Here is a 26681-nt window from a genome sequence, read left to right as displayed (position 1 = left end):
GGGCTTAAAGTTTCAAGTTGGTTGATGAACCTGAATTGATTTTAAATTCACGTTCTATGGTATAAACTACATTTTTACTGTTCTTAGATCTAAAAGTAAGCTTGTAAGTACCGGGCTGAAGCCTAAATTGCTGTCCGGTTTCTGAAGGGTTTAAATTTACAACCCACCTTAAAGCGCTGCCTTCTACTTTGGCAATACTTCCATATCCGGGTGTGCTAAGCGATAAATTCAATGCACCCGGCTCGGGAATTGAGACGGTGGTAATTTTATCTTGCGATACTTTTACTTCTTCAATAATCGTTCGCGGAAGCGTGAGCACTTCCAAATCATAAGTGCCGGTAAGAATGCGCTCCCGCTGGTTTGTAGCAAGTACATGTGCTGTTTCCAGTTTACCACGCTTTCGCAAAATAACCGGAATGTTCTCTCCCAGCTGGCCTTCAATTTTCAACAATAAATCGCCTTGACCGGCATCAACAGCAATGATATTGTGCTTGCCGGGTATAATAGAAATATTGCTTTTTACTATGTTAGGTATGGTATGCGCCTCAAGCCGATAGGTAATTATCGGATCAAGGCTAATGGTATCGGGGTTTCCTCGGTGATTTAAAGTGTGTACAAATCCGTATTCAAGCTGATCTGTAGCCTCATTAAAGAAGTTTACTGTAACATCGGTTTCAGAGGGTTTACCAAAGTCATCGAGTAGATTAACCTGTGCAGTTGTGTTGTTAAGTGCTTGATTTATAACGATATTTAGAATGTTTTCAAAGGATTCTTCGTTGGTGGCATCAAAGTAATTTCCTACGCATGTAAAAGTATCTTTAAACTCATCTTCAAGTCCTACACCAATTACGAATGGTTTTAGGATAATACCTTTTTTCTGCAATGCCCGCGACACAGCGCAAGGGTCGCCATCGCAAGCTTCAATACCATCGGTGATCAGAATAATGATATTGCGACAGTTGCTACACTCCGGAAAATCGCCGGCAGCCTTTTCAAGAGAGCGTGCAATAGGGGTGGTGCCTTTCGGCGAAAGGTTATTGAGAGTACGTTGTATCAAGGCTCCGTTATGCGGTCTAAAAGAAACTTCGAGCCGGGTATCGTCACAATCTTGCTTGCCTGGTTCTATCATTACCTGATGGCCGTAAACGCGCAATCCCAGTTCTACATTGGGTTTGTCGTCAACCTCCTTAATGGCATCGCTTAGTAATTTTCGGGCGATGGTAATTTTTCTATCGCTTTGCCAGGTAGCATTCATGCTATTGCTGGCGTCAAATACAAAAAGCAATCGGGTAAGCGGTTCCTCATTTTTTTGGGCGTACAATCCCGATGTGGTTATTCCACAGAAAAAAAGAAAGAGAACCGTTATTAGTACGCGCATGATTTAATAATCGCCCAGCGTTTCTTCATTTTGAGCCAGGGCTTTTTCGAGTTGATCGTCGTTAGGTGCGACACCGTGCCAGCTGTGGCTTCCCATCATATAGTCAACTCCGTGTCCCATTTCTGTACGCATAATGATCATTATGGGTTTGCCTTTTCCGGTGTGTTCTTTGGCTTTCGCCAATGTTTTTAAAACATCGGTCATATCATTCCCATCAGAATGTAGAACGTCCCATCCAAAAGCAGTCCATTTATTGTCAAGGTCGCCAAGATCGAGCACATCTTCTACATCTCCATCAATTTGCCTGCCATTGTAGTCAACGGTCGAGATTATATTGTCAACTTTATTCGCGGCAGCGTACATAGCTGCTTCCCAAATTTGACCTTCCTGAAGCTCGCCATCGCCATGAAGGGAATAAACAAGACGGTCGTCATTATTTAATTTTTTTGCCAATGCAGCACCAAGAGCAACAGACAGCCCTTGACCTAATGATCCGGATGCTACGCGAATACCCGGCAAACCTTCGTGGGTAGTAGGGTGCCCCTGTAGTCGGGAATTGAGTTTTCGAAATGTTTTGAGCTCTGCTACATCAAAATAGCCGCTTCGTGCCAATACGCTGTACCAAACCGGCGAGATGTGCCCATTGGATAAGAAGAACAGGTCTTCGCCTTTTCCATCTATTGTAAATTTTTTCGGATTGTATTTAAGCACTTCACCGTAAAGGGCAACAAAGAATTCAGCACAACCAAGGCTCCCGCCTGGGTGACCTGAATTTACGGCGTGAACCATACGCACAATATCTCTACGCACTTGGGTGGTAAGCTTTTCTAAAGATTTAATATCAGTCATTACAGGATTTTTCGATACTTCGGTGCAAAAGTAGCACAATGCGAGGAATAAGCCGTGTTGTAAAGCTTCAACTTTTCAATATTGTTCACAGGGTTTTACACATACTTTTCATTTATGATATGTAGCCTCGTCGATTTATCGCGAGGTATTTTATAATTTGTAGCCTCGTCGATTCAACGCGAGGTATTTTATAATTTGTAGCCTCGTCGATTTATCGCGAGGTATTTTATGATTTGTAGCCTCGTCGATTTATCGCGAGGTATTTTATAATTTGTAGCCTCGTCGATTCATCGCGAGGTATTTTATGATTTGTAGCCTCGTCGATTTATCGCGAGGTATTTTGATTTCAGATTGGGGCACAGGATGGTTCGGAAAGGTGGAGATCATTGTTTCTGTCAAACCTTTTTGCGGCAGAAGTTTTTCGAATTTAAATTATGGCATTCGTTTATAAAAAGAATAGATCGCAGTTCCTTTTCCGAATGATATTAACTATGCATCTGTGGCAGCCTTTTTTTTGCCACAGATGCACAGATGCACAGATGGCTCTTATCAAAAGAAATAGCTTTTCGAATATAACTATATATTTAAACTACCCCGGCCCTTTAAAATCGTATTTCCGTCTGATGTACAAAGTGATATCGCCTTTTTTCTTTTTGCGTCGATATCCCATTAGGTTTAATATCTCCTTGCTATACCACTTGGCTATCGCGGTATTTACTACCATTATATGATCAGTTTCCATAAATGGTTTTACGCCCGGAAGGAAGCGCAAAATGCGGTAAAGGCTCAATTTTCTGAAAATAAAAGATACCCCCAGCCAGAATTTGGCTATTTTTTCAATGATAAAGAATCCATCGTTGCCCAGCTTTTGGTAGAGGGGCATAAATATCAAACCTTTTTGCGGCGACAAAACCGGTTGTCCATCTAATTTTGCCAGTAATTGATTCGCCTTAATTGATTGGAAATTTCCAAAGCCTGGTATCATCTCAAAGGTTTCATGCGGCTCGATGTTCTGCCTGTAGTTTATCGCAAAGACTTTGTGATTTCCTTCAGCACTGTGCATTAGGTGGTGGTAGTTCTTGCGAAATTTTGGCACCTCTATTTTTTTTATGACTTTGCTTGTTACCAGCGAAAGCCAAATCATTGCTTCGTGGTTTCTAACAGATTCGGGATCATTGTGTTGACCGCCTTCAAAAGCCATTGAAATGCAACCCAAATCGTTAACATAACTTAAAAGCGGCTCTTGCAAATATTCCTCAATACCTATTACCACGGGAACGGGAATACGCCTTGCAAAGCCGCGGTTCATTATGGTATCGCTCATTGTAATAAACGGAACAGACTTTACCGAAGTGGTGTGGAGATCGACAAAAATGAACTTTCCTTTGCGGTTATTCATCAGCTCGTCGATATATCCCCAGAGTTCGATCTGCTCCTCAACTTCATTGATAATTTCGGATGGTTGATAATCACGTTTTTTGGCGCGTTCTACCATATCCGGTTGCCAAACTCTATTCAGATCTTTTACAATAAAGCGCTCTCCGCGTTCAAGTGCATTCAGGTTTCCCGAAAGGGCATACACATTGCCCTTCAAAAGGGGTTGAAGCGGTTTTAGTTCGTTCATTACTCTGTGCAGAGCCAACACCCCGGTAGGTTCGTTGCCGTGCATGCCGCCAATAAAAACAAGATTGGGGCCGTTGGGATCTCCTTCTATTCGCGCAATTTCACGCGAGATTTGAACGGATTTACCCTCAACGAAATCAAATAATGTGATTGTCTTTTGCTTCAATGTTTGAGAGTTCTTCAAATAAATGTTCAGCCATATACACGAAATCAAATTCGGTAAGAATGCCAATTAATTTTTTGTTCTTAACAACCGGCAAGCAGCCTAAATTGCTTTTTCGCATAATTTTCAGGGCGTCAATTGTGCAAGTATCAGGCGTTACCGTAATCGGATTAACCGTCATAATATCATTTACCGTAAGGTCATCATCGGCATCATCTTTTTTGCAATAATACTTCAAGATATCGGCCGAAGAAATAATCCCGACCACTTCTCCATCTTCATTTTCTACAGGGACGTGATGGATCTTCCGCCAGTTCATTACATTGGTAACCAATGCTATCTGATCTTCGCTCTGAACGGTGTACAGCTCTTTTGACATAACCTGGTGTACGTGTTTAAACTTATTTTCCCACGAACCACTTTCGCTCATAGTGGCGTAAGACCAGGTGTGCACAGGATTACCGGATTGCTGCCGTTTGAGCATACCAGCCGTTACCGCTACCACCGCTTCTTCTACAGTGGCTGTTCTTCTTAACTCGGTAAAAGACTGTGAAGCCCATATAGAACCGGTTTGGTGATTTAAAACCCGGTTTTCTATTATGCCCAGATACTTATCAATATCGTGTGCATCGATTTTCATTTTTTCAAGACCTATTCGGGCTTGGGGAAGAAGGCGATTTAAGATGAGCTCTTGCGCGGTATAACGCTTACCATCTTTCCATCTAAACTGGGCGCCAAGTCCCATTTGGGCGGCTTTAATAAAGTTGAGTTTGGCATGGTCAAAATCCATAAGATTAGCAATATCACCAATATTATCAGGCATTCCTTCCATCAATCCAAGCCAAAAGGCTGTATTGGCCATCTCGTCAACAACAGTTGGGCCGGCGGGGATATACCTGTTTTCAATTCTGATATGGGGCAGGCCATCGGTAATTCCATAACAGGCCCGATTCCATTTGTAAATAGTCCCATTAAAAAGCGAAAGGGCGGTGAGTTTTGGTACTTTTCCCTGGCGCAGCATTTCCATTGCATCTTCTTCTACATCGCCGGCCAGCAGCAGCTTGTGATAGGCGACATCATGCTGAAAAATTTCTGTTATAGATTCTTCGAGCCAGCTGGAGCCAAAATCAACCCGACTTTTGATTTCCCTTTCGGGATTTTGAAGGTTTTTTAAATCAACTGTTTGTTCAAAAACAGCGATACGCGTTTCGTCCCAAAGGCGTTTTCCAAAAAGCAAAACAGAATTTGTACAGGCTGCCAAAACAGGCCCGGCTATGGCTTGTGCCCAATTGTATTTGTCAACTACCTCATCGGGATTTACCTGAAGGTGAACCTGAAAACTGGTATTGCAAGCTTCAAAAAGCATTGAATTGTGCTTGGTCACGAGTTCATCCGTACCTTTTATATTAAACTCAAAATCGCCGCCACGTTGCTTTTTCATGGCATCGTTTAAAGCGTGGTATCGCGGATAGGGGGTTATGTTTTCAAATTCGAGATCAGACTTTTTAATAGTGGGCAAAATACCGGTCAGCAAAATGCGCGCTCCATGGTCAAGTGCAATTTGATCTGCTTTTTGCAAAAGTCCGTATAGCTGATTTTCCATCCGGCTTAGGGCATCGCCAGTAAATTTTATTGGGTCGAGGTTGGCTTCCAGATTAAATTTTGCCAACTCTGTAGTAAAATGTGAATCATCTAAAAGTGCCAAAACCTCAAGTCCAATCATGGCCGGTCTTAGGTGCTTGTCAACAAAACAGAATTCCTGCTCGGCGCCAATGCGCATGTTATCACGCTCAAACATATTGCGTTCGAGCATTAAATCAAGCGCCTTCATATCTTTAAGAATAGCGGTTACAAATCGCTTGCGCTGTTCTTTGGTTTCTACTACATATACATCTAATGCTCCCATTTACCGGTTTTTTCTGTTGGATTCTGATTGGTTAATCAACTCACGCGTTGAAATTGGTAAATTATTGGCAATAAACCTACTCCCGGTAAATATTTATTGCGAATTTTTACTTTCAGAATTTTTAATGAGAGCAGCACCCTAAGATTGTAGATGGTAAATCATAGAGTCGGATAGATGTAAAAAGAATAGATTGTAATTTTGTGCGAAGGATGGTAAAGAAAAATTAATTCAAATTTCCTTAATCGAATTCCATGTAGCAAAGAGTGAATCTTGAGAAGGGCGATCTTTTTCTTCTTCGCGAAGCGGTTCTGTGGCTTTCAGTGATTCGTAACATTCACCGGGAAGTGCTTGATAGAGCTGGGTTCCTTTGGTTTTCCAGGTTATCATTTCATCAGATACCTGCTTTATGATTTTAGCCGGATTGCCTACCACCAGACTTCTGCGGGGAATATCCATTCCTGCCGGCACAAAAGTCAATGCACCAACTATGCTTTCTTCGCCTACAATGGCATCGTCCATTACTACAGCATTCATCCCAATAAGGCAATTTCGCTTGAGTATGCCTCCATGAATTATTGCACCGTGGCCAATATGGGCAGATGGTTCCAGAACCACGGTTTTGCCGGGAAACATGTGGATTGTACAGTTTTCCTGAATGTTGCAGCCGTCGCCAATTTCTATTCTTCCCCAATCTCCGCGCAAGGCAGCTCCTGGACCAACATAAACATCTTTACCGATTATTACATTGCCGGTTACTGTGGCATTTGGATGAATGAATGCAGACTCATGAATAACAGGAGTGAAACCTTTGAATGAAAAAACATTTGCCATAGCAATAGTCTTTAAGCTTTTGTATTAGCGATTTACATTTTCTAAAATAACAGCATAACCCTGGCCGACGCCTATACACATGGTACAAAGCGCATAGCGTTTACCAGTAAGCTGCAATTCAAGCGCTGCTGAATAGGTGATTCGCGCGCCGGTTACGCCGAGCGGATGTCCAATAGCAATGGCACCTCCGTTCGGATTTAGCCTTTCGTCATCATCGGCAATGCCCAGAGAACGGGTTACGGCGAGACTCTGCGCTGCAAAAGCCTCATTCAGCTCAATAATATCTATATCGGCAAGAGAGAGACCGGCGCGTTTGAGAGCCAGGTTGGTGGCTTCTACAGGGCCAATTCCCATAATGCGCGGCTCTACACCGGCTACACCACTGCTTACAATTCGCGACATTGGTTTTAGGTTGTGGTCTTTAACCGCTCTGTCTGAAGCAATGAGCACTGCGGCTGCACCGTCGTTCAAACCAGACGAATTTCCGGCAGTAACAGTTCCGTCTTTGCGAAAAGCGGGGCGCAGCTTGCCTAAAATTTCTGTTGTTGTAGAAGGCTTTATAAATTCGTCGTGCTCAAAACTAATCGGATCTTGTTTTCTTCTGGGAATAGACACTGCAACGATTTCTTTTGCAAGCCTTCCCGATTTTTGAGCTTTGGCTGCCTTCATTTGCGAATGATAGGCAAATGCATCTTGATCTTCTCTGGAAATATGGTGAATATCTACCAGGTTTTCAGCTGTTTGCCCCATTCCGTCAGTGCCGTAAAGCTCCTCCATTTTGGGGTTAATAAATCGCCACCCAAAGCTGGAATCGTACATTTTGTTGTCGCTTCCATAGGCAGATCCTGATTTTGAAATTACCCAGGGTCCACGGGTCATATTTTCGACTCCCGAAGCGATAAACAAATCGCCTTCGCCTGCACGGATGGCGTGCATTGCGTGCGCTACTGCCGACATGCTCGAAGCGCATAACCGGTTAATGGTTTCGCCGGGAACACTGAATGGTAAACCTGCCAGAAGAACAGCCATTCGCGCTACATTGCGGTTATCTTCACCAGCCTGATTGGCACAGCCCATTAATACGTCATTAATTTCTGCTAAAGGCAAATTCGTATGCCTTTTTACCAATTCGCGAATTACATGGGCAGCAAGATCGTCAGTACGAACATCGCTAAGCCCACCGCGAAAGTTTCCTATTGGTGTGCGAATTCCATCAATTATATAGGCTTCCTTCATAAATCAGTTTCTTCCTTTTTCTCCTCCTCGTGCAACCACAATTTTGAAGTTCTGAAAATACTTCCGCTCAAGGCGGCTACATTTTCGTCGTTTTGATTGGTGATATTTACCAGATAGTGAGCTATGCGTTCTCCTTTATTATGCTCTACAGTTGCGGCGGTGAGTACATCTCCGGCTTTCACTTCTACAAAGTGTGTAATGGTCGTATTTGTGGAGACAGCTCTCTGGCCATGACTATTTCCGGCAAAAGCCAAAGCGCTATCTGCCAAGCTATACGTAATACCGCCGTGGGCAATTCCAAAACCATTGAGCATCTCGTCGCGCACCGTAAGCTTTATTTTGGCGTAGCCTTCTTCTATAACTACGAGCTCAACGCCCAGCCACTTGCTGAAGGCATCTTTGTTCATCATTTTTTCGACAATTTCCCATGCCGAAAGTCTTTTTTCTTCTGCCATTAGTTGTTCATTATTATTTCAGGATAAAAACAAGATTTTTCTTTGACCATATTTTTCAGTAGAGCACTTGGTCTGTAGCGATCTTCGCCGTAAAAATCTTGTAATTCCTGAATTTGTTTTAATACATTTTCCACTCCGAGTTCATCGGCCCATTTCAGCAATCCTTTTGGATAATTGACTCCTTTCGTCATGGCGAGGTCTATTCCATCGCGGGTAGAAATATTGAGATAGAGCGCGTCGGCAGCTTCATTGATAAGCATTAGTAGTATTCTGTTTACAATGTAATTACCCAATTTTTTGTCCTTCGTTGGCTCCTGATTTTCAGCATCTTCGCTATAATCGTAGTATCCGCGACCGGTTTTGCGTCCCAGCCATCCTGCTTCAACCATTCTTTTCTGGGTAAAAGCCGGTCTGTAACGCGGGTCGTAATAGAATTCTTTAAAAACCGTTTCGGTTACGGCATAATTCACATCGTTTCCTATATAGTCCATAAGCTCAAAGGGGCCCATTCTAAATTTTCCGATTTCTTTTACCGCCCAGTCAATGGTTGGTACATCGGCAATTCCCTCTTCAAGTATGCGCAATGCCTCTCCGTAAAAGGGTCGAGCGACGCGATTGACTATAAAACCCGGTGTATCTTTTGCAGAAACTGTAGTTTTACCCCATGAGTCTATCAGGTTTCTGGCTTCCACCAATGTAGTTCCGCTGGTTTGCACAGCTGGAATTATTTCAACCAAAGGCATAAGCGGAGCAGGGTTGAAAAAGTGAATACCTATTACACGTTCTGGCTTACTACAGGCCGCGCAAATGCTGGCAATACTAAGGGAAGACGTATTGGTGGCGAGAATAGCATCATCGTCAACCATAAGCTCCAAATGGCCAAAGAGATTTTTCTTAACCTCCAGATTCTCAACAATAGCTTCTATAATAAGGCTTGCCTTGCTAAGGTCTTCAATATTATGACAATAGGTTATCCGCTCAATAATTCCATCAACTTTAGATTGGGTCATACGGTCTTTTTCAACCAGCCTGGCCAAAATTTTCTTAAGTGAGGCAGACGACTTATCCATAGATTGCTTGTTGTTGTCGAATACCAAAACCTTGTGACCGGCAGTTGCGGCAACTTGCGCAATACCAGTGCCCATTGCTCCGCTACCCACAACAGCAATAATTGAATTTAAATCAAATTTTTTCATTTATTCTCCTTTAAACAGGGGTTTTCGTTTATTTAAAAAGGCGTCGACCCCTTCTTTGTAATCGTGTGTTCTTCCGGCCTTAGTTTGTAATTGCTCTTCGAGGGTAAGCTGTGCCGAAAGGTCGTTGTGCATTGATTTATTCAATGCTTTCTTTGTATAAGCGAGTCCCACAGTGGGCATGCCGGCAAGTTTTTCACTTGTTTCTTTAATTGTATTTTCAAAATCAGTATCGGCTACAGCTTTATAGATCATTCCCATTTTTTCCCCATCGGCGGCGCTTACTTTATCGCCAAGCATCATAAGTGCCGATGCACGCTGCAGACCGATAAGCCGCGGTAGAAAAAAAGTTCCGCCACTGTCGGGTATCAATCCTATTTTGCTAAAAGCCTGTATAAAACTTGCAGATTCTTTTGCAATAACAATATCACAGGCAAGTGCAATATTTGCGCCGGCACCGGCAGCTACTCCATTTACAGCGGCCACAACAGGCTTATTGAGATTTCTGATTTTTTCAATAATTGGGTTGTAATGGTCGCGCACGATACTGGTAAGCGGCGGGCCATTTGGATCTGTAACTTCCTTTAAATCCTGCCCTGCACAGAACGCTTTTCCCTCACCCGAAAGTACGACACAACGCACTTCAGAATTGCTTTGACATTGGTCAAGAGCTTCCTGCACTTCGTGCGCCATGGCTTTATTAAAGCTGTTAAATACATCGGGCCGGTTTAGCACGATGTGTGCAATTCCGTTTTCTATTGTAAACTTTATGGTACTCATATTAACAATGCTTATGCGGCTAAGGTAATAGAATTGTTTTTTAATTGCTTTGCAAGGGGCGCATTTAAAGTTAAAATAGGTTTACGCTTTCGCGGAAGCGATATGAATAAAAAGGGATTGGCCCGCTGCGTGGAATATTATTCTTTTATACCGTATATTATTTCATCCAGCAATTCTTTGATGGATTCTAAAGACTCTTTGCTATCAATGGCAAACTTTTGAAGAAGCAAGCCCGGTTGGTCTATAGAAGCTGATTGTTCTTCCATAATCTTAAACCTGTTATTTTTGTTTATTATCGTGTTCACTTTTTAGAACCGTTCACGAAACGTGAACAAGACAAAAAAATGAACAGGCAATCGTAAATGTATTGGAAATAAAGACTTATATGCTTCTGTGAAAGGCTTGGAGCGAGATTCCGTTTTAGCATAGTTCCACAGTAATAATAAATTGTACTAAATACACTTAAAATAATCAAAGGGCTCAAGGCAATCTTTGCATTTATAGAGTGCCTTGCAGGCTGTACTGCCAAAGTGTGAGATCATTTCGGTATCGGTGCTTTTGCACTGGGGGCAGCGAAGTTCTTTATGCGAACCTGTGAGAAAAGATTTATCAGTAGTACTTTCAGCCGGTGGAGCTATTCCGTATTCTTCCAGATTTTTTCTTCCCTTCTTGGTAAGCCAGTCGGTAGTCCAGGCAGGGGAGATGCTGGTTTTGATTTCGGCGTCGTACCCTTCTGAATTTAGCGCTTTTAGAATATCTTTTTCAATCGTATCCATCGCGGGACAACCGCTGTAAGTGGGGGTAATTGTGACGATAAGTTTACCTTCTTCAGAAATTTCGACATTTCTCAAAATGCCGAGGTCGGCAATGCTAAGCACAGGAATTTCAGGATCTTTTACAGACTCAAGAATTTCATATATCTTTTTTTCGTCCATAGAATAAATCGTATTTCAAGCGGAAACTGACGTCCTTTTCAATCTAATTTGCAGCGTCGGACTACCACTTTGCATCGGGCATAGATCGAGGCAAGTATTGCATTTCTGACAAAATATAACCCATATACTCTGTATGTTCACCTTTTTTACGTGCACCCGTTGCCATAAATCCACGCGTATCGGGAATAGCAAGCGTTGCTTCATCAATTACAGTCTTCACCTCTTTATCCCAAATGGATTTAATCTCGCTTAAATCTGGAACTATCCCCGCTTCCATTAGCACTTCGTCGGATTCATCCATTTCAAAAAGTTCGCCGGTATACTGCCATAGAAGATTTATGGCATCCTGCATTTTCTGGTGGCTATTTTCTGTTCCATCACCCAGGCGTACCATCCAGTCGCGGCTTAGGCTGCGGTGGTAAGTAACTTCCTTTATGCTCTTTTCAGCAAAAGCTTTCAAAAAATCATTTTCGCTTTTACAAAATGCTTTTAGCAAATGATATTGATATACATCAAAAAGAAACTGGCGTGTAATAGTCTGCCCAAAATCGCCATTTTCCATTTCTACCAAGAGGTTATTTCTAAAATCCTGCTCATCTCGGTGAAAAGCCAGATGGTCTTCAGACTTTCCTTCACCTTGCAGGTTTGCTGCTTCAGAGAGCAAAAGTCTGGCCTGACCAATTTGGTCAAGCGCAACATTAGTAAGGGCAATATCAGATTCTAACTGGTGAGCGTGTCCGCACCATTCTCCAAGTCTCTGTCCAAGTATTAAGGCATTGTCGCCCAATCTGATAAGGTAATTATATAAAGCTTTTTCTTCGGTCATTTCTTAGAGGTATTTTACTCCTTCAGGAACGGTGTAAAACGTAGGATGGCGATAAACTTTATCGTCGGCAGGATCAAAAAACGAATCTGAATCACCTTCGGTAGTGGCTGTAATTTCGGTAGCCGGAACCACCCAAATGCTCACCCCTTCGCTGCGGCGCGTATACACATCGCGTGCACTTTTTAGCGCCATTTCCGCATCGGTGGCGTGAAGGCTTCCTGAGTGCTTATGCGCCAAACCAGGCTTGGCTTGTACAAATACTTCCCAGAGAATGCCTTGCTCGCTATTATCGTTTTTTTGATCTGTCATTATTCTGTGCTTTACTATAAGTATAAGCCTAATCTAGGCTACCTGTTTTTCTTGTTTTTTCGATTTCTTATTCGCGTAAGCTGCGGCGGCTTCGCGCACCCATTTACCTTGCTCTTCTGCCTCGTTTCGGGCTTTCATGCGCTTGGCATTGCAAGGGCCGTATCCTTTTATGACTTTATAAAACTCATCCCAGTCTATTTCACCGATTTCCCAGTGCTCGGTTTCTTCATTGTATTTCAAATCCGGATCGGGAATGGTTAAACCTGCGGCATGCGCCTGTGGAACAGTTCGGTCAATAAAGCGCTGGCGCACGGTATCATTACTTTCAACTTTTATTTTCCAGTTCATTGTTACTGCGCTGTTCGTTGAATCAGCATCAGACGGCCCGAGCATTTGCATAGACGGTCCCCACCATCTGTTTAGCGAGTCTTGCGCCATTTTTTTCTGCGCTTCGCTTCCATTAGCCAATTGATAAATGATTTCATACCCCTGGCGGTTGTGGAAACTTTCTTCTTTGCAAATACGCACCATAGCGCGTGAATATGGACCATAAGATCCGCGGGCAAGCATAGTTTGATTTACTATGGCAGCGCCATCAACAAGCCAGCCTATTGCACCCATATCTGCCCACGAAGTGGTGGGATAATTAAATATGCTGCTGTATTTCGCTTTTCCAGTAATGAGTTGGTTAATCATTGTTTGTCTGTCAATACCGAGTGTTTCAGCAGCACTGTATAGATAAAGACCATGACCGGCTTCATCTTGCACTTTGGCAAGTAGCACCGCCTTTCGGCGAAGGCTTGGAGCGCGTGTTATCCAATTGCCCTCAGGCAGCATTCCCACAATTTCGGAATGTGCATGCTGACCAATCATTCTTATAAGCTGTCGCCGATATTCATCAGGCATCCATTCTTTTGGTTCTATTTTCTGTCCACTATCTATCTTCTCCTGAAATTCGCGCTCGCGTTCTTCGATTGTCATAATTCTGAATGTTTTTAATGAGGTAAAAATACGGCTTTGTTAGGTTTTAACAAAGAATAGTGCAGAATGTTATGCAAATAGATGTGAATCGAATTTATAAGGTCGCGATTCTCTATTATCGAAGAATCGAAGCTCTGCAAACTATTCAATTTGCTCGCCCAGACCGTACAAAACGCGATTTCCAGCTCTTCGCGCTATTTCAAAATCATCTATCAGAAATTGAGATTCTCCTTTGTTCCATAAAAAAACGGTTAGAGCGGTTTGTTTCTCAATGCCTTGAACGTCAGAGAGCTTTATCGTAAGGTGTGCTTTCACTTGCTGAGGAAAAATATCGGACGTTAGAAAATCATGAAAGCCTGATGCACCCCAGTAAACAGTTGTCTCATCATTTTTTAAAGTGGCAACAACAAGGGTTTCCTTTGGTGATTTTTCAAAATAACCGGAAAGAGCAATGTCAATAAAGTCATTCTTTTGGGGCGAAAAGAAACTGAGATTTTCATGAAATGAAACCGACCATTCTATAGTGCTATCTACTTTGTAGGCATGGGATTCGTTTAATATGTCCGTTTCTACAACATAATTTAAATCGAAATTTGACCAATTTTTAGTTTCAGCAGTCTCAAAATCCAACACTACATTTTTGGTTTTCATTTTTTCACCTTTCGAAAATAGATATGTTGAAGCGTTGAAGTAATTGCTCTGCCACTTTATTTCAGGAAAGTAATCCCGAATTATGGGAATTGTTTTGGAATCATTTTCTGATAGATGGCCATAATAGAAGGTATTTGATACTTTCGAGGCACTATCTAAAAATAAGATAAGTTGAGCCGTTGTTGGCAATGAGTCTAACCAGGTAAATGGAATGCTGAAAGTGTTCTCATCCAAATAGTAGTCTGTAATAGCGTGATGAGAATGTATGAGAATGGGCGTACCGGGAAATTGTGAATTGACTTTTTGGGCATCATCAATAATTTTTTCGTAGGGCGAATCATAAAAAACTCGATAATGTTCTCGCTTGTATATCAACGCATATCCGCCAATAGCAAGAATAATAAGTGTGAGCACTGCATTAACAACCGGTTTTTGATTTGAGATATGCCCAAAAAGCAAAAATAATATGAAAGGCGTGCTGAATATGAGTACCGAGTATTGCAATACAGCACTGGAATAAACAGAGTAGAAATAGCCGATTAAAGCCGGGAGAATGAAAAAGGTGAGAAACAAGAGAAACTTCTTCAAGGAAAAATCAGCCTTTTTAATTGTAAAAAAGCCACCCGCCATAATTGCGCCCACCAGACCGTACATTAATACCGAATAATTAAACAAATATCCGAGATAGAGCGGAAAGAATGATGGGGTAGGTTTGGCCAGCCAGCTTTCTATTCCACCAATTTCTAATTGAGAGAATAAAATAGAGAGGTGAGGAATGTAAAGAGCGAAAATGGCAACTCCGCTTAGAATGTACCACCCGAGATATTTGCGCTGAATCAAAAAGAGACCGGTAAAACCTACAATGGCGGCCATAAGCAGGCTAAAATGATGGTTATAAGCGCACAGAGCTGCAGAAAGCACAAAGAGGATACTGTTTCTCAAAAAGGTTTTATCCGGTTTTAGAATCATCAGCGACCAGAAAAAGACCATTAGAAGCACAAAAAAGTGACCCGAAATATAAGGTCGCGCAATTTGTGCATACATGACCATTATTTGCATTACCGCGAGAAATGCAGCCGATATTATTCCCACAGTCTCATTATACCAGAGTGTGGCAATGCGGTACATCAATAAAATTGATAAAACACCAGCCACTGCAAATGGTAATTTGATAAGCCAGGTATTCCATCCCACAATTTTTGACCAGAAATACAAGAATACCTGCACCCCGGCAGGATGCCCGTCAGGACGTACACCTCTTTCTATCAGCTCGTGAAACGATGAGAAGCGGGTTCTGAATAAGGCGCTAAATTCATCATGCGTAAACGGAATATGTGCAAAATCATAAAACCGGAATACACACGCGACAATCAGTATGAAAAAAAGAATTGCCTTATTTGAAATTTTCATGCTACTTCAATAAAATCGATGAATTTCGGAATAATTGTAGAGTATGGTTAAAGATTTGTGCGCTTTTGCAATCTGGAAAGAATATTAGGATGGTCATACCCTAAGGATAATCAATCAAAGTAGCTGATTAATCTCATATTCGAAAGTTTAGCTGTTTGGATAATTTTCTGACACAAGACTTAAATGCCGGTAATTCTCTTTCATATTGGTTCACAATACAAGCTTTCAATTCTGTGGTAAGTTCAGGATACTTATTTGCCTGATTGGCGATTACATACATGGCATTCACTTTAATTGCCACGGGTGTTTTTGGATTTCCCAAATATTGAAAAGCCAAATTAACAATGGTTCCTGAATGTTTTTCGGGAATTTCGATATGCATACATACGCGCATCACCATTCGCGGACCTGAATCGTGAATGGGGTTTTCGATTACCGCGATGAGCTTGTCGAGATGTTTGAGAAATAAATCGGGAGCCAGATTGCTGGCATGGTGAAGAACAGTTGCAGCACGCTGCGAGTCAATTATATTATCGCTCGTTAAAAATTGAATTTGGTTTGCCAATGCCTTTTTATTCCGGGTTTGTCCAATTTCCTGGCCGAGTAGTGCGAAAGTTTGATAATCAGAATCTCTGCCAAATGCCGTTTCTTTTGCCATCTATTTATATATTTTGTAAATGGTAGATCACATCACTTGATAAAAATGCTTAAAAAAAAAGTGCGACACTCTAATGGATGTCGCACTTTTTAGTATGAATTCAATCATTAATTTTAGAAAGTAAAGGCTCCTTCTGTTACTGAAACTGCTGTTCCACCTGAGGTGGGAGTAGCTGTAAACTGGAAAGTTCCCGTTGCAGTACCTGCATTTGCATCAAAAGCAGTAACATTGATTGTACCCTCTGAATTGTACAAAGTACTTCCACTAGTATAATCCACGGCATAATCTGAAGATTCATTTAAGGCGTGCTCACCTACGGTAGTATTGTCTGGTAGCTCTACAGAAAGCATTTCTCCTGTTGCAGATGAGGATATCAGTGTAAAGCCAAATTTATTGGTTGCAATAGGATTAAAGGCAGCACCGTTTATCTTAGCCGAAACAGTAGCATCGCCAGGCTCGAAAGTAAAACCTTTGCGCACAAGCGGCACTTCAAAACTACCGTTTTGCATTAAGGCCACTAACGAATCAGGTCCGGTTGTTTTAACTTTAAACCATTTCAAAAGGATAATATTACCACGTAAAATTCCATCATCAGCTCCACCGTCAGTAATAGTTATTAAGCCATTATCTTCGCCTGGAATATCATCCGTTCGGGTAGTATATGTTTCACCATTTGCGCTCAACTTAATAGTAGATAAGTTTGAACCGCTGCGACGTAAAACATAAGGCGCTAATTGGGCGGTAGTATCAGTTAATTGAATAGTAATCTTTACACCGGAAGAATTTACTACTTCTATTTTAACTGGCGCAGCAGAAAACCCACTTGTATCATGCGTTGCCGTAATACTGGTAGCTGTGTAAACTGTTGCTTCCGGATTACCTATAATTGTTAGGTCGCCAGTTAGCGTTCCTTGATATTCCGGTTCAGCCGGTCCATCATCATCTCCTTTAGTACACGATGTGAATGTTAACAATCCCAGGCAGAGACTGCCAATTAAAAATTTGTTGATCAATTTCATATATGTTTTATTTTTTCGGGGGCGAATATAAGATATTTGAAGTTAATTATAGATTTTTTAACTTTTGAAGCTAAACAAAATGTGGAATCAAAGCTTAAAGGCTACTTTTGAGCAAAAAAAAATGCCCGTCTGGTATCGGGCATTTTGATAACTTATGTAATTAAGCATCTTATTTCACTCGCTACAAAAACGAGTTAGCGGATTGTAGACGAGAACTATTTTCAGAGTTGCCTCTTAGTCGCAAATAAAGTGGAAATTATCTTTGAAAATGTTCAATTCGTCTCTGAACATATTGACATCATTGATGTTCTAACTAAAAATAAAATATGATTCTTTTAAATTCTCACTTCTTTTCTAAAATCCTTCCGGTATTATTGCTTTTGTTTTTGCTTCTAAATATTTCTGTTGGTCAATCACAGGATGTCCACAAACTTGAACTTCAATTTACAGGTCTTGAAAATGACGATGAAAGTGTGGTTCTCATCGCGGTTTATAATAAGTCTGATAATTTTTTAGGTGATAAGCCTTTCATGGATTTTGCGGCAAAAACGAATGGGAAAGCTGATTTTGCGCATATTATTGAACTTCCTAAAGGCACTTATGCCATTGCATTCTTTCAGGATTTAAATGGAAATAAGATTCTGGACAAGAATTTTGTAGGTTACCCAAAGGAGCCTTTTGCCTTTTCGAATAATGCACCGGCGAATTTTGGTCCTCCAAAATGGAGCGATGCCGTATTTAAGCTTGAAAAGTCTGAAGTAATGAAAATCGATTTCTGATTTCGGTAATTCAGATTTCAAATAATTTTATTCAAAGCCATAAGTATTACTGATTTTTCTACCTTCGACTGCGAGATTAATGATTTAAATATGTGATTGTAATGACTACTCAAAGTGAATCGCATCACATTCGTTTTTCTGATTAATCTGCTAATACATAACTTTATACCGCGCTTCAGTAAAGGATAGAAATGGCAAAATTTGTTAGGAAAGAATCGAAAAAAATAGGCGCCGCACCTGGAAGTCTGATTTTTGTAGGAGCACAAAAATCGGAGAAGGTTTCGATTGACGTCATTAAATTCGATCAAAACGGATATGAAACTTTCGATAATATTCAGGTAGATGCGGCAGCAGAGTACCTAAGTGAAAAATATATTACATGGTATAACATTACTGGTCTTCACGACACTTCCATAATAGCCAAACTGGGCGAAATATTTACAATTCACCCGCTTATTCTCGAAGATGTATTGAATACCAATCAGCGTTCAAAATTTGATCAAACCGAAGACAGGCTCGCTTTCTTTTTAAAAATGCTGAGGCTTGAATCGGACACTAATTTAGTTGAAACTGAACAAGTAGCAATTGTAATCGGCCCTAATTTTCTATTGAGCTTTCAGGAAATGAAAGGTGATGTGTTTGAAGGCGTACGGAATAGAATTATCAACACGACTACAAAAATCCGAACGCGTGGATCAGATTATCTGGCTTTTGCATTAATGGACGCTATTGTAGATAATTACGTAATAACCATTGAACATTTGGGCAATCAAATTGAATCACTCGTGGAGGAGATGCTTAAATCTCAAAATAAAAAGCTGCTCAATCTGGTTAATGTTTACAGAAGGGACACTAATAGTTACAGGCGAACGATAAGACCGGTTTTGGAACTGGCCATTCAATTCGAAAAAACCGAATCGCCATTGTTATCCAAGAAAACGATTCCTTTTATAAAGGATCTTCAAGATCATGTGCAACATGCAAATGAAGCCATAGAAATTTACAAAGAGTTGCTAAACGATGAACTCGGAATTTTTCATATGAATATGGGAGCGCGCCTAAATGATATTTTGCGTGTGCTCACCATTTTTTCAGTGGTTTTTATCCCCCTTACATTCGTCGCAGGAGTGTACGGTACTAACTTTGAATACCTTCCCGAGTTACATTATAAATATGCCTACCCGCTATTTTGGTTACTGCTTATAATTATTACGGCCGGAATGCTTTATTATTTTAAAAACAAAAAATGGCTGTAAGTTTTCAAATAAGGCTCTCATTTCATATTTGTAATTTTACCCGTTAAATTTAATCATCATGAAATTAAAATCGCTTCTCTTATTTCTTTTTCTCCCTATTCTTGCATCTGCGCAGGTAATGACCCCCGAGTTGCTTTGGAGCCTTGGCCGGGTGAGTGCAGTTGGTATTTCTCAAGATGGAACTAGCCTTGTTTATAAGGTTACCACACCAGATATTCCCGGCAATACTTTTAATTCTCAAACATTCGTTTTAAACTTAAAAACAGGAGATGTAAGGAAAGATTCAGTTGGGAAGTCACTGGTGGTTAACCCTAAACTTTCGCCTGACGGCAAATGGAAACTTACAGATTATGCGGTGAAAGTTCGTAAAATAACCGGTGAAGATTACTATCCAAAAATGGATAAAAGCGATGCCATGATTTTTGATGAGCTCAACGTGCGGCATTGGGATACGTGGGAAAAAGGAGAGCACAATCATGTGTTTCTCGTTTCGGTAAATGGCAATGACTCAATAGACTTAAATAAAGGTGAACCTTATGATACGCCTACAAAACCTTTCGGCGGAGGCGAAGATTATGTTTGGAACCCCAGTGGAAAATCTGTGGTGTATGTTTCGAAAAAAATGAAGGGTAATGAATATGTGAACAGCACAAATACAGATCTTTACGAATATAATGTTGCTACCAAAACCACCAAAAACATCACTGAATCTAATAAGGGTTACGATACCAATCCCACTTATTCAAAGGGTGGCACACTATCGTGGCTTTCAATGGCTCGTGATGGATATGAGAGCGATAAAAATGATATAAAAATTATGCTTAACGGGAAAGCCGTAAACCTCACCAAAGACTGGGATGGCACGGTAAACTCATTCATTTGGTCTGATGATAATAAAACAATCTATTTTACCGCGGCGACTAAAGGAACAGAGCAGTTATTTTCGGTAAACGTTTCCGGCAATGCAGAATCAAAAACTACTGTAAAGCAAGTCACCACTGGAGTACACAATATTTCGGGACTAGTGGGATTTGCAAATGGAAGACTTATTGCCGGTAAAACAGACATGAATCATGCCCGCGAGTTGTACGCCATTGATTTAAACGCAGGACATTTGGCGCAATTGACGCATGTAAACGACGAGATATACAATGACTTAAAAATGAGTAATGTACAATCGCGCATGGTAGAAACTACAGATGGAAAGCAGATGCTGGTTTGGATGATTTATCCACCTGATTTTGATGCTTCCAAAAAGTACCCCACGCTGCTTTATACCCAAGGCGGTCCGCAATCTGCCCTGAGCCAGTTTTACTCATTCAGATGGAATTTTCAACTCATGGCCGCCAACGGTTACATTGTTGTGGCACCAAACCGCCGTGGAATGCCGGGGTATGGCGTAGAGTGGAATGAGCAAATATCTAAAGACTGGGGCGGACAAAATATGCGCGATTACTTGTCGGCAATCGATGCTGTGGCCAAAGAACCTTATGTTGATACGGATCGCCTTGGATGCGTAGGAGCCAGCTACGGTGGGTATTCAGCATTTTATCTGGAAGGAATTCACGATGGACGATTCAAAACGTTTATCGCCCATGACGGTCCGTTTAACTTAAAAAGTATGTACGGCACTACTGAAGAACTATTTTTTATGAATTGGGATATCGGTGGCCCGTATTGGGATAAAACAAATGAAGCAGCCCAAAAAACCTATAACGAGTACAACCCCATTAATCATGTGCAAGATTGGAAAACACCGATTTTGATTATCCAGGGAGGTAAGGATTTTAGAATTCCAATAGGGCAGGGGCTAGAGGCTTTTACAGCTACACAGATGCTTGGCATAAAAAGCAGATTGCTGTATCTGCCCGAAGAAAATCATTGGGTGCTTAGTCCTCAAAACGGAATCGTATGGCAAAATGAATTTTTTAGATGGCTTAAAGAAACCCTTTAATTATGGCGGACTCTGATCAAAAAGTGGCCATTGTAACCGGCGCCAACAAAGGAATAGGTTTTGAGATTTCGAGGCAACTCTGTTTTAAAGGCTACAAGGTGTATATGTGTAGCCGAAACACGAACCGGATTATGCAATCCTCGGGTCTGCTTCGGGGCGAGGGTCACAATGTGGTACCAACAATACTGGATGTTACAGATCCTGAAAGTATCGATAATCTGCTTAAAATACTTACAGATTCTGGTGATAAAATCGATGCGCTTGTAAATAATGCAGCCGTGTTGCCTGACGATCAGAAAAGCATACTCGACCTTTCAAGAGCAGAAATATTACTGACTCTGGAAACCAATACAGTCGCCCCGCTTATCATGACAAAGGCATTGCTTCCTTTTATGAATAAAGGCTGCCGGGTAGTGATGCTTTCAAGCACCGCCGGCTCTTTTTGTAAAGATGAAATTGGCTCTTGGGCACCTATTTATTCGCTGTCGAAAACTGCTTTGAATGCGGTAACGCGGCAACTTGCACCAGTACTTGCTAAAAAAGATATTACCGTAAATGCAGTTTGCCCCGGATGGACACGCACGGCCATGGGTGGGAGTAATGCTCCGAGATCAGTAGATCAGGGAGCAGAAACACCCGTATGGCTGGCCACCGAAGTAGAGAAAGATAAGACGGGAAAATTCTGGCGCGATAAAAAGGAAATTTCCTGGTAAGATGAAAATATCGGCGGTAATTATAACATACAATGAAGAGCGGAATATTGAGCGATGTCTGAATTCGCTTAGTGGTGTAGCCGATGAAATCATTATAGTTGATAGCTTTTCGACTGATAAAACTGCGGATCTATGCCGGAAGTTTGATGTTAATTTTGTGCAACATCCTTTTGCCGATTTTGCAGCACAAAAGAATTTCGGCAACAGCCTTACCGAAAATAAGTTTGTACTATCGCTCGATGCCGATGAAGCGCTGTCTGAATCCTTACGTGAGTCAATAATTAACTGGAAAACGAATAGTTATACAGATGCCTTGCAGATAAACCGCTTAACCAATTACTGCGGAAAATGGATAAAGCACGGTGGCTGGTATCCCGACGCTAAGTATCGGCTGTTTGACAAAGCAAAAGCGCGTTGGACTGGCGAAAAAGTACACGAATATCTGGAGATAGACAATGATGCCGTCAAAGGAAAACTCAATGGTGATTTGTTCCATTATTCTTTTTATACCATTGAGCAACATCTAACTACCATCAATAAATATTCTACGCTCAAGGCGGAAATTAATTTTGAGAAAGGAAAAAAAGCAAGTCTTTTTAAGATTCTTTTTGCTCCATGGTTTAAATTTTTAAAAATTTACTTTTTGAAAGCAGCGTTTCGCGATGGCTGGCGTGGATTTGTAATTGCCAAAAACTCGGCTTATTCAGATTTTTTAAAGCACGCTAAGCTGCGGCAAATGGAATTGGAAAACTGATTTGCTTCTGTTACTTCAGATTTTGAATCAAAATTTTGATAAGTTGAGAATATCTCCTACCTTTTTGGCAATCAATTGCTATGACCGCCCGAGAAGTTAGATTCTACACGCCAGAAGATAAAATTAAATTAGAAAGTGCGCTGCATGAGTCGCTAAAAAAAGTGATTTTGTCATTGCCATTCACGTCCAGTTATCACTCTTTTAAGAATAAGAATGTGCTGATTTCTAAGTTGGTACTTAAGAATATCCCAATCGTTTTATTTCGATTATTCGCCGAAGAGCAAAATCTCAAAATTGAAAACGACAATCTTGGTTTCTGGTGCACTTCTCCAAGCGACTTCACTTACCAAAAAACCGCATTTAAGCTGATTCATCATTGCTTAGAATCAGAAAGTCGCCTTCCTACTGATAGCTATTTGTCACTGCCAGCACTTATTCCCAATAGGTTTGAACAAGATGTATGGGAAAAGCGAAATGAGATTAAAGCTGGAATGGATAAAAATGCTTTCCTCTTTACTTTTTCCCATGGTAAAAGTCAAGTGATTTCAGATTTTACAATCCGTCCTGAAATTCTGAAGTTTCTTCAAAATGTGGTAGAAAAGTATGGTCATTGGCAAGGTGCAGAGCAACCGTATTCTGAAAATGATTTTTGGGCCGCTTTCGCTAAAAAGGGAGAATTGCCTAAAATTTCAGTGATCCAATTTCCTACACTTATAATTGCTGGTGTAGCCGGAGAGACAGCCTTTTCATTTTTTGCGGATACCGACGCAAAAACCAATCACGGTTACAGGCTTTATCAGGGCAAGTGGTATGAAATTGAACCAGGTGGGGGCTTGAGTTTTTGCAACGGACTGATTAAAACCCATATTAAAAATGCAACTTGCCCCATGGAGGCGTTGCCTTCTTTTAAATCATATATTGAAGATGTAGGATAATCAGCTACCAGATTTCGCTTTGTTATAAAGGAACTAAAAAACAATTTGGAATTTGAGTTTCTAAAAATTCTCTGATGTAATTTTGCGCCCTTATGGCAAAAAATCACAATGCCTCTCTAGGTTTTATTTTTGTAACCGTTTTAATAGATGTTATCGGCATCGGGATTATCATTCCTATTTTGCCGGCGCTTATTGAAAATTTATCGGGCGGGGGATTAAGCGAAGCTTCCAGAATAGGCGGCTGGCTTATGTTTGCTTATGCGGCCATGCAATTTATGTTTGCTCCCTTTTTAGGAATGTTAAGCGATAAATACGGCAGACGACCCATTATTTTAATTGCACTTTTCGGTCTTGGAATCGATTATATTTTTCACGCTTATGCACCAACTTTGGGGTGGTTGTTTGTGGGAAGAGTGCTTGCCGGAATTTCGGGAGCGAGCTTTACTGTTGCTACTGCATACATTGCTGATATCAGTACCCCTGAAAAGAAGGCTCAAAACTTTGGCCTTATAGGTGCCGCTTTTGGATTGGGATTTATTATTGGACCCGTAATAGGTGGTGTGGCTGCAAAGTGGGGGGTGCAGGTTCCATTTTTGGTAGCCGCAGTGTTAAGCCTTGTCAACTTTATCTACGGTCTCATTATCCTTCCGGAATCTCTAAAACCCGAAAATCGCATTTCCAACTTTAACTGGAGAAAGGCAAACCCGGTGGGTGGCTTGAAAAATCTGCGCCAATTTCCGGCGGTAATGGGTTTTATAATACCTTTCTTTTTGATCTACATTGCCGGCTACGCGGTGCAATCTACCTGGACATTTTTCACGATGTATCAATTTAGCTGGACTGAAACCACAGTGGGCTTATCACTCGCGGCAGTGGGAGTGGTGGTAGCCGTGGTTCAGGGTGGACTCATACGCATCGTGGTAAGAAAGCTCGGCGAAACAAAGACCATCATTTTGGGCATGTGCTTCTGGACGCTTGGGTTATTCCTTTTTTCTGTGGCGACAGAACCCTGGATGATGTTTGCCTTTATCGTGCCTTATTGTCTGGGTGGTGTTGCAGGGCCAACCCTTCAGGGAATCATTTCAAACTTTGTACCCAACAATATGCAAGGGCAACTACAGGGCACGCTTACCAGTATTATGAGCCTTACCGCCATTATTGGCCCTCCGGTTATGACTTATATTTTTTACCTTTTTACAGGAGATAATGCAATTATTGATTTTCCGGGTGCCCCTTTTGCAGCGGGAGCAATTATTATGTTGCTATCTATCTTTATGACTGCTTTTCAGCTAAAGAAGATGAACGCAGATAGAAACTAAACGAATTTGAAGGTTTTATTAAATTGGCAAAGGATCAAATTACTAAAAAGAAGATTTGAGTCCACTCCGATAAGTAAGTTGCCTTCGAATTCACTATTTGGATTGTTTAGGAATTCACTGAATTTTAACAAGTTCCCCTTTCAACCAACGGGAGTGCCCAGCTAAAAAGCGGGATAAGGGGTTAGGGGCGAAAAAGGTGAAAACTTAGTGTAACGGTCTCACAAACGAAGGGCGTAATCATGAAATTCTGGGTTGTCGGAGCGGACTCAAGATTTAAGTCTGCAAAAGGATTAAAACAAAATTACCGAATCGTATAGACAACAATACGGCAATTTTTAAACCTTCATGAAGTCTCAGGTTACTACTTCCTTCGATCCATTAGCCCGTGCCGAAGATGTTTCTACACGGGTTTCATTATTCTTTTTGGGGCGCTGATATGTTTTCTTTGGCATTGTGCGAAATATCACATCCCACAGCGGACTTGATACACCAAAAGCAACAGTATCATCCTTATAATGGTGAATACTGTGATTTATCCAAAGCACATTGAGCTTGTTTTTTGGTGGCTTAAAGGCGTGAATGGAGTAGTGCACAAATAAATAGGCCGAATAACCCATTACAAATCCAGGAAGAAATGTAAAAGTGTAATTGTCCATTATAATTTTAAAAGTAAAAAAGAGCGCTGTTAATATCAGAATTGATGCAGCCGGTGGCATGGCCAATCTGGTTTTATCTCGTGGAAACTCATGATGTACTCCGTGAAATAAGTATTGAATTCGCTCTTTAAACCTATTGGTGGGGAGCATGTGAAATAGCCTTTTGTGCATAAAATACTCAAACCATGTCCAGAAAAGAAAACCAATGAAGAAAACACTTATCCCACCGAGAATAGTGGTATAACCGCTTGAAAAATTAGTATAAAGTAAGCCGGCCGAACCGATAAAATAAATAGAAAGGGGAATAGAAATATGGGTTCTGGCCAGTTTTTCGAGAGTACGGTTTTTGAAAAGCGCCGTTGTTCCCTGTTCTTTTGGCTTATGTTGCATCGTTCTAGTTTTAGACAAATATAATTATAAGGAATTTAAAAATACTTGGTTCACCTAATAGTTTCAACCATTTAACGGTTAAAAACAGGGTAACATGGATAATGTTGAGGAGAATTAAATTTTTTTGGAAATGGAAGAGATTATTAAATGAAAGTTCTATTTTTGCACCCCAAAATGCCCAGGTGGTGAAATTGGTAGACATGCCACCTTGAGGGGGTGGTGAGCTTAAGCTCGTGCTGGTTCGAGTCCAGTCCTGGGTACACTAGCCGTTTTAATCGTAAGATTGAAACGGCTTTTTTGATTAACAAACAAATGCTTGACACTGAACTGATTATAAGTTTACGTTTTGCACAAAATGAAATTTTACCAATCAATTCGATTTTGTCACCATTTTTGCTAAAAGCAAAAATACCGCCAAAACCTTAACTTCCTATATTCAACAACCCAGGGCTGCGCTGCGCTATACCCTAGGCTGTTGACTGTCACCCTTACAGGAATTAGCGTGTACTTAAGAGGCTATATACAATGGGTTGTTGATGAAAGCCAATATTAAACCATCAATTCTCAAAGCCCTTTTATGTTTGCAATGATTTAATATCAAGATTAATTTTTGTTATTAAATCCGGGTCTTTATATTGTTGTCTATACAAGATATATCGACCTGGTGCATAAGGCCTACGAGCCCTTGATGAGTGTTTACACTACATCGTCTTTCAGGTTTG

The 26681-nt window shown here is 41.0% G+C and carries 25 protein-coding genes and 1 tRNA gene; 8 read left to right on the top strand and 18 right to left on the bottom strand.

Going from position 1 to position 26681, the window contains the following annotated elements:
- Positions 1–4 precede the first annotated feature (4 nt).
- From G3O08_RS15170 to G3O08_RS15095, 17 genes are all read right to left on the bottom strand, one after another.
- On the bottom strand, positions 5–1378 hold the full coding sequence (locus G3O08_RS15170; RefSeq protein ID WP_163286237.1) for a vWA domain-containing protein: 1374 nt from the start codon (positions 1376–1378) through the stop codon (positions 5–7).
- A 3-nt stretch (positions 1379–1381) separates the two neighbouring features.
- On the bottom strand, positions 1382–2227 hold the full coding sequence (locus tag G3O08_RS15165) for a transketolase (protein ID WP_163286236.1): 846 nt from the start codon (positions 2225–2227) through the stop codon (positions 1382–1384).
- 589 nt (positions 2228–2816) lie between these two features.
- Positions 2817–4016 (bottom strand): succinylglutamate desuccinylase/aspartoacylase family protein, encoded by a 1200-nt coding sequence (locus G3O08_RS15160; RefSeq protein WP_163286235.1) that lies wholly within the window; start codon positions 4014–4016, stop codon positions 2817–2819.
- Complete coding sequence (locus G3O08_RS15155) at positions 3988–5919, bottom strand: CBS domain-containing protein (RefSeq protein ID WP_163286234.1); 1932 nt, start codon at positions 5917–5919, stop codon at positions 3988–3990. The genes G3O08_RS15160 and G3O08_RS15155 overlap by 29 nt, the downstream gene beginning before the upstream one ends.
- A 228-nt stretch (positions 5920–6147) precedes the next feature.
- Positions 6148–6750 (bottom strand): acyltransferase, encoded by a 603-nt coding sequence (locus G3O08_RS15150; protein ID WP_163286233.1) that lies wholly within the window; start codon positions 6748–6750, stop codon positions 6148–6150.
- A gap of 24 nt (positions 6751–6774) precedes the next feature.
- Entirely contained in the window at positions 6775–7986 is a 1212-nt protein-coding gene (gene pcaF / locus G3O08_RS15145; RefSeq protein ID WP_163286232.1) for a 3-oxoadipyl-CoA thiolase, read from the bottom strand.
- Positions 7983–8441 (bottom strand): hotdog fold thioesterase, encoded by a 459-nt coding sequence (locus G3O08_RS15140; RefSeq protein ID WP_163286231.1) that lies wholly within the window; start codon positions 8439–8441, stop codon positions 7983–7985. Before G3O08_RS15140 ends, pcaF begins: the two co-directional genes overlap by 4 nt.
- Positions 8441–9637 (bottom strand): 3-hydroxyacyl-CoA dehydrogenase NAD-binding domain-containing protein, encoded by a 1197-nt coding sequence (locus G3O08_RS15135; RefSeq protein WP_163286230.1) that lies wholly within the window; start codon positions 9635–9637, stop codon positions 8441–8443. The genes G3O08_RS15140 and G3O08_RS15135 overlap by 1 nt, the downstream gene beginning before the upstream one ends.
- Entirely contained in the window at positions 9638–10414 is a 777-nt protein-coding gene (locus tag G3O08_RS15130) for an enoyl-CoA hydratase-related protein (RefSeq protein WP_163286229.1), read from the bottom strand. It abuts the gene before it with no gap.
- A 137-nt stretch (positions 10415–10551) separates the two neighbouring features.
- Positions 10552–10680 (bottom strand): hypothetical protein, encoded by a 129-nt coding sequence (locus G3O08_RS21560; protein ID WP_262888976.1) that lies wholly within the window; start codon positions 10678–10680, stop codon positions 10552–10554.
- Positions 10681–10866: 186 nt separating this feature from the next.
- The gene (paaD, locus tag G3O08_RS15125; protein WP_163286228.1) at positions 10867–11349 is read right to left on the bottom strand and encodes a 1,2-phenylacetyl-CoA epoxidase subunit PaaD; all 483 of its coding nucleotides are present in this window, start codon (positions 11347–11349) and stop codon (positions 10867–10869) included.
- 61 nt (positions 11350–11410) lie between these two features.
- Positions 11411–12175, bottom strand: a complete 765-nt coding sequence (gene paaC, locus G3O08_RS15120; RefSeq protein WP_163286227.1) for a 1,2-phenylacetyl-CoA epoxidase subunit PaaC — start codon at positions 12173–12175, stop codon at positions 11411–11413.
- A gap of 3 nt (positions 12176–12178) precedes the next feature.
- Complete coding sequence (paaB, locus tag G3O08_RS15115; protein ID WP_163286226.1) at positions 12179–12484, bottom strand: 1,2-phenylacetyl-CoA epoxidase subunit PaaB; 306 nt, start codon at positions 12482–12484, stop codon at positions 12179–12181.
- 33 nt (positions 12485–12517) lie between these two features.
- Positions 12518–13465, bottom strand: a complete 948-nt coding sequence (paaA, locus tag G3O08_RS15110) for a 1,2-phenylacetyl-CoA epoxidase subunit PaaA (protein ID WP_163286225.1) — start codon at positions 13463–13465, stop codon at positions 12518–12520.
- A 141-nt stretch (positions 13466–13606) separates the two neighbouring features.
- Entirely contained in the window at positions 13607–15526 is a 1920-nt protein-coding gene (locus G3O08_RS15105) for a glycosyltransferase family 39 protein (protein WP_163286224.1), read from the bottom strand.
- 133 nt (positions 15527–15659) lie between these two features.
- The gene (locus G3O08_RS15100; protein WP_163286223.1) at positions 15660–16184 is read right to left on the bottom strand and encodes a hypothetical protein; all 525 of its coding nucleotides are present in this window, start codon (positions 16182–16184) and stop codon (positions 15660–15662) included.
- A 113-nt stretch (positions 16185–16297) separates the two neighbouring features.
- The gene (locus G3O08_RS15095; RefSeq protein ID WP_163286222.1) at positions 16298–17203 is read right to left on the bottom strand and encodes a DUF6252 family protein; all 906 of its coding nucleotides are present in this window, start codon (positions 17201–17203) and stop codon (positions 16298–16300) included.
- A 326-nt stretch (positions 17204–17529) separates the two neighbouring features.
- Here G3O08_RS15095 and G3O08_RS15090 point away from each other — a divergent pair, with 326 nt between their 5' ends.
- The 7 genes from G3O08_RS15090 (at position 17530) to G3O08_RS15060 (ending at position 24913) form a co-directional block, all read left to right on the top strand.
- Positions 17530–17982, top strand: coding sequence for a DUF2141 domain-containing protein (locus G3O08_RS15090; RefSeq protein ID WP_163286221.1), 453 nt, complete (start codon positions 17530–17532; stop codon positions 17980–17982).
- Between the two features lie 191 nt (positions 17983–18173).
- Positions 18174–19238, top strand: coding sequence for a magnesium/cobalt transporter CorA (corA, locus tag G3O08_RS15085; RefSeq protein WP_163286220.1), 1065 nt, complete (start codon positions 18174–18176; stop codon positions 19236–19238).
- Between the two features lie 58 nt (positions 19239–19296).
- Positions 19297–21192: a S9 family peptidase gene (locus G3O08_RS15080; protein WP_163286219.1), complete on the top strand. Its 1896-nt coding sequence runs from the start codon at positions 19297–19299 to the stop codon at positions 21190–21192.
- A gap of 2 nt (positions 21193–21194) precedes the next feature.
- Positions 21195–21905 carry an SDR family NAD(P)-dependent oxidoreductase gene (locus G3O08_RS15075; protein ID WP_163286218.1) on the top strand — a complete coding sequence of 237 codons (711 nt, stop codon included), beginning with the start codon at positions 21195–21197 and terminating at the stop codon, positions 21903–21905.
- Between the two features lies 1 nt (position 21906).
- A complete protein-coding gene (locus tag G3O08_RS15070) occupies positions 21907–22659 on the top strand; it encodes a glycosyltransferase family 2 protein (RefSeq protein WP_163286217.1) in 753 nt (250 codons plus the stop codon).
- 80 nt (positions 22660–22739) lie between these two features.
- Positions 22740–23594, top strand: a complete 855-nt coding sequence (locus G3O08_RS15065; protein WP_163286216.1) for a hypothetical protein — start codon at positions 22740–22742, stop codon at positions 23592–23594.
- A gap of 92 nt (positions 23595–23686) precedes the next feature.
- On the top strand, positions 23687–24913 hold the full coding sequence (locus G3O08_RS15060; RefSeq protein WP_163286215.1) for a TCR/Tet family MFS transporter: 1227 nt from the start codon (positions 23687–23689) through the stop codon (positions 24911–24913).
- A gap of 353 nt (positions 24914–25266) precedes the next feature.
- Here G3O08_RS15060 and G3O08_RS15055 read toward each other — a convergent pair whose 3' ends face one another.
- On the bottom strand, positions 25267–25959 hold the full coding sequence (locus tag G3O08_RS15055; protein ID WP_163286214.1) for a sterol desaturase family protein: 693 nt from the start codon (positions 25957–25959) through the stop codon (positions 25267–25269).
- Positions 25960–26135: 176 nt separating this feature from the next.
- On the opposite strand from G3O08_RS15055, the gene G3O08_RS15050 reads away from it, so the two are divergent.
- Positions 26136–26219, top strand: a tRNA-Leu gene (locus G3O08_RS15050).
- Positions 26220–26681 lie beyond the last annotated feature (462 nt).

This window comes from Cryomorpha ignava, assembly GCF_010686655.1.
Lineage (GTDB): Bacteria > Bacteroidota > Bacteroidia > Flavobacteriales_D > Cryomorphaceae > Cryomorpha > Cryomorpha ignava.
This window is presented reverse-complemented; position numbering and strand designations above follow the sequence as displayed.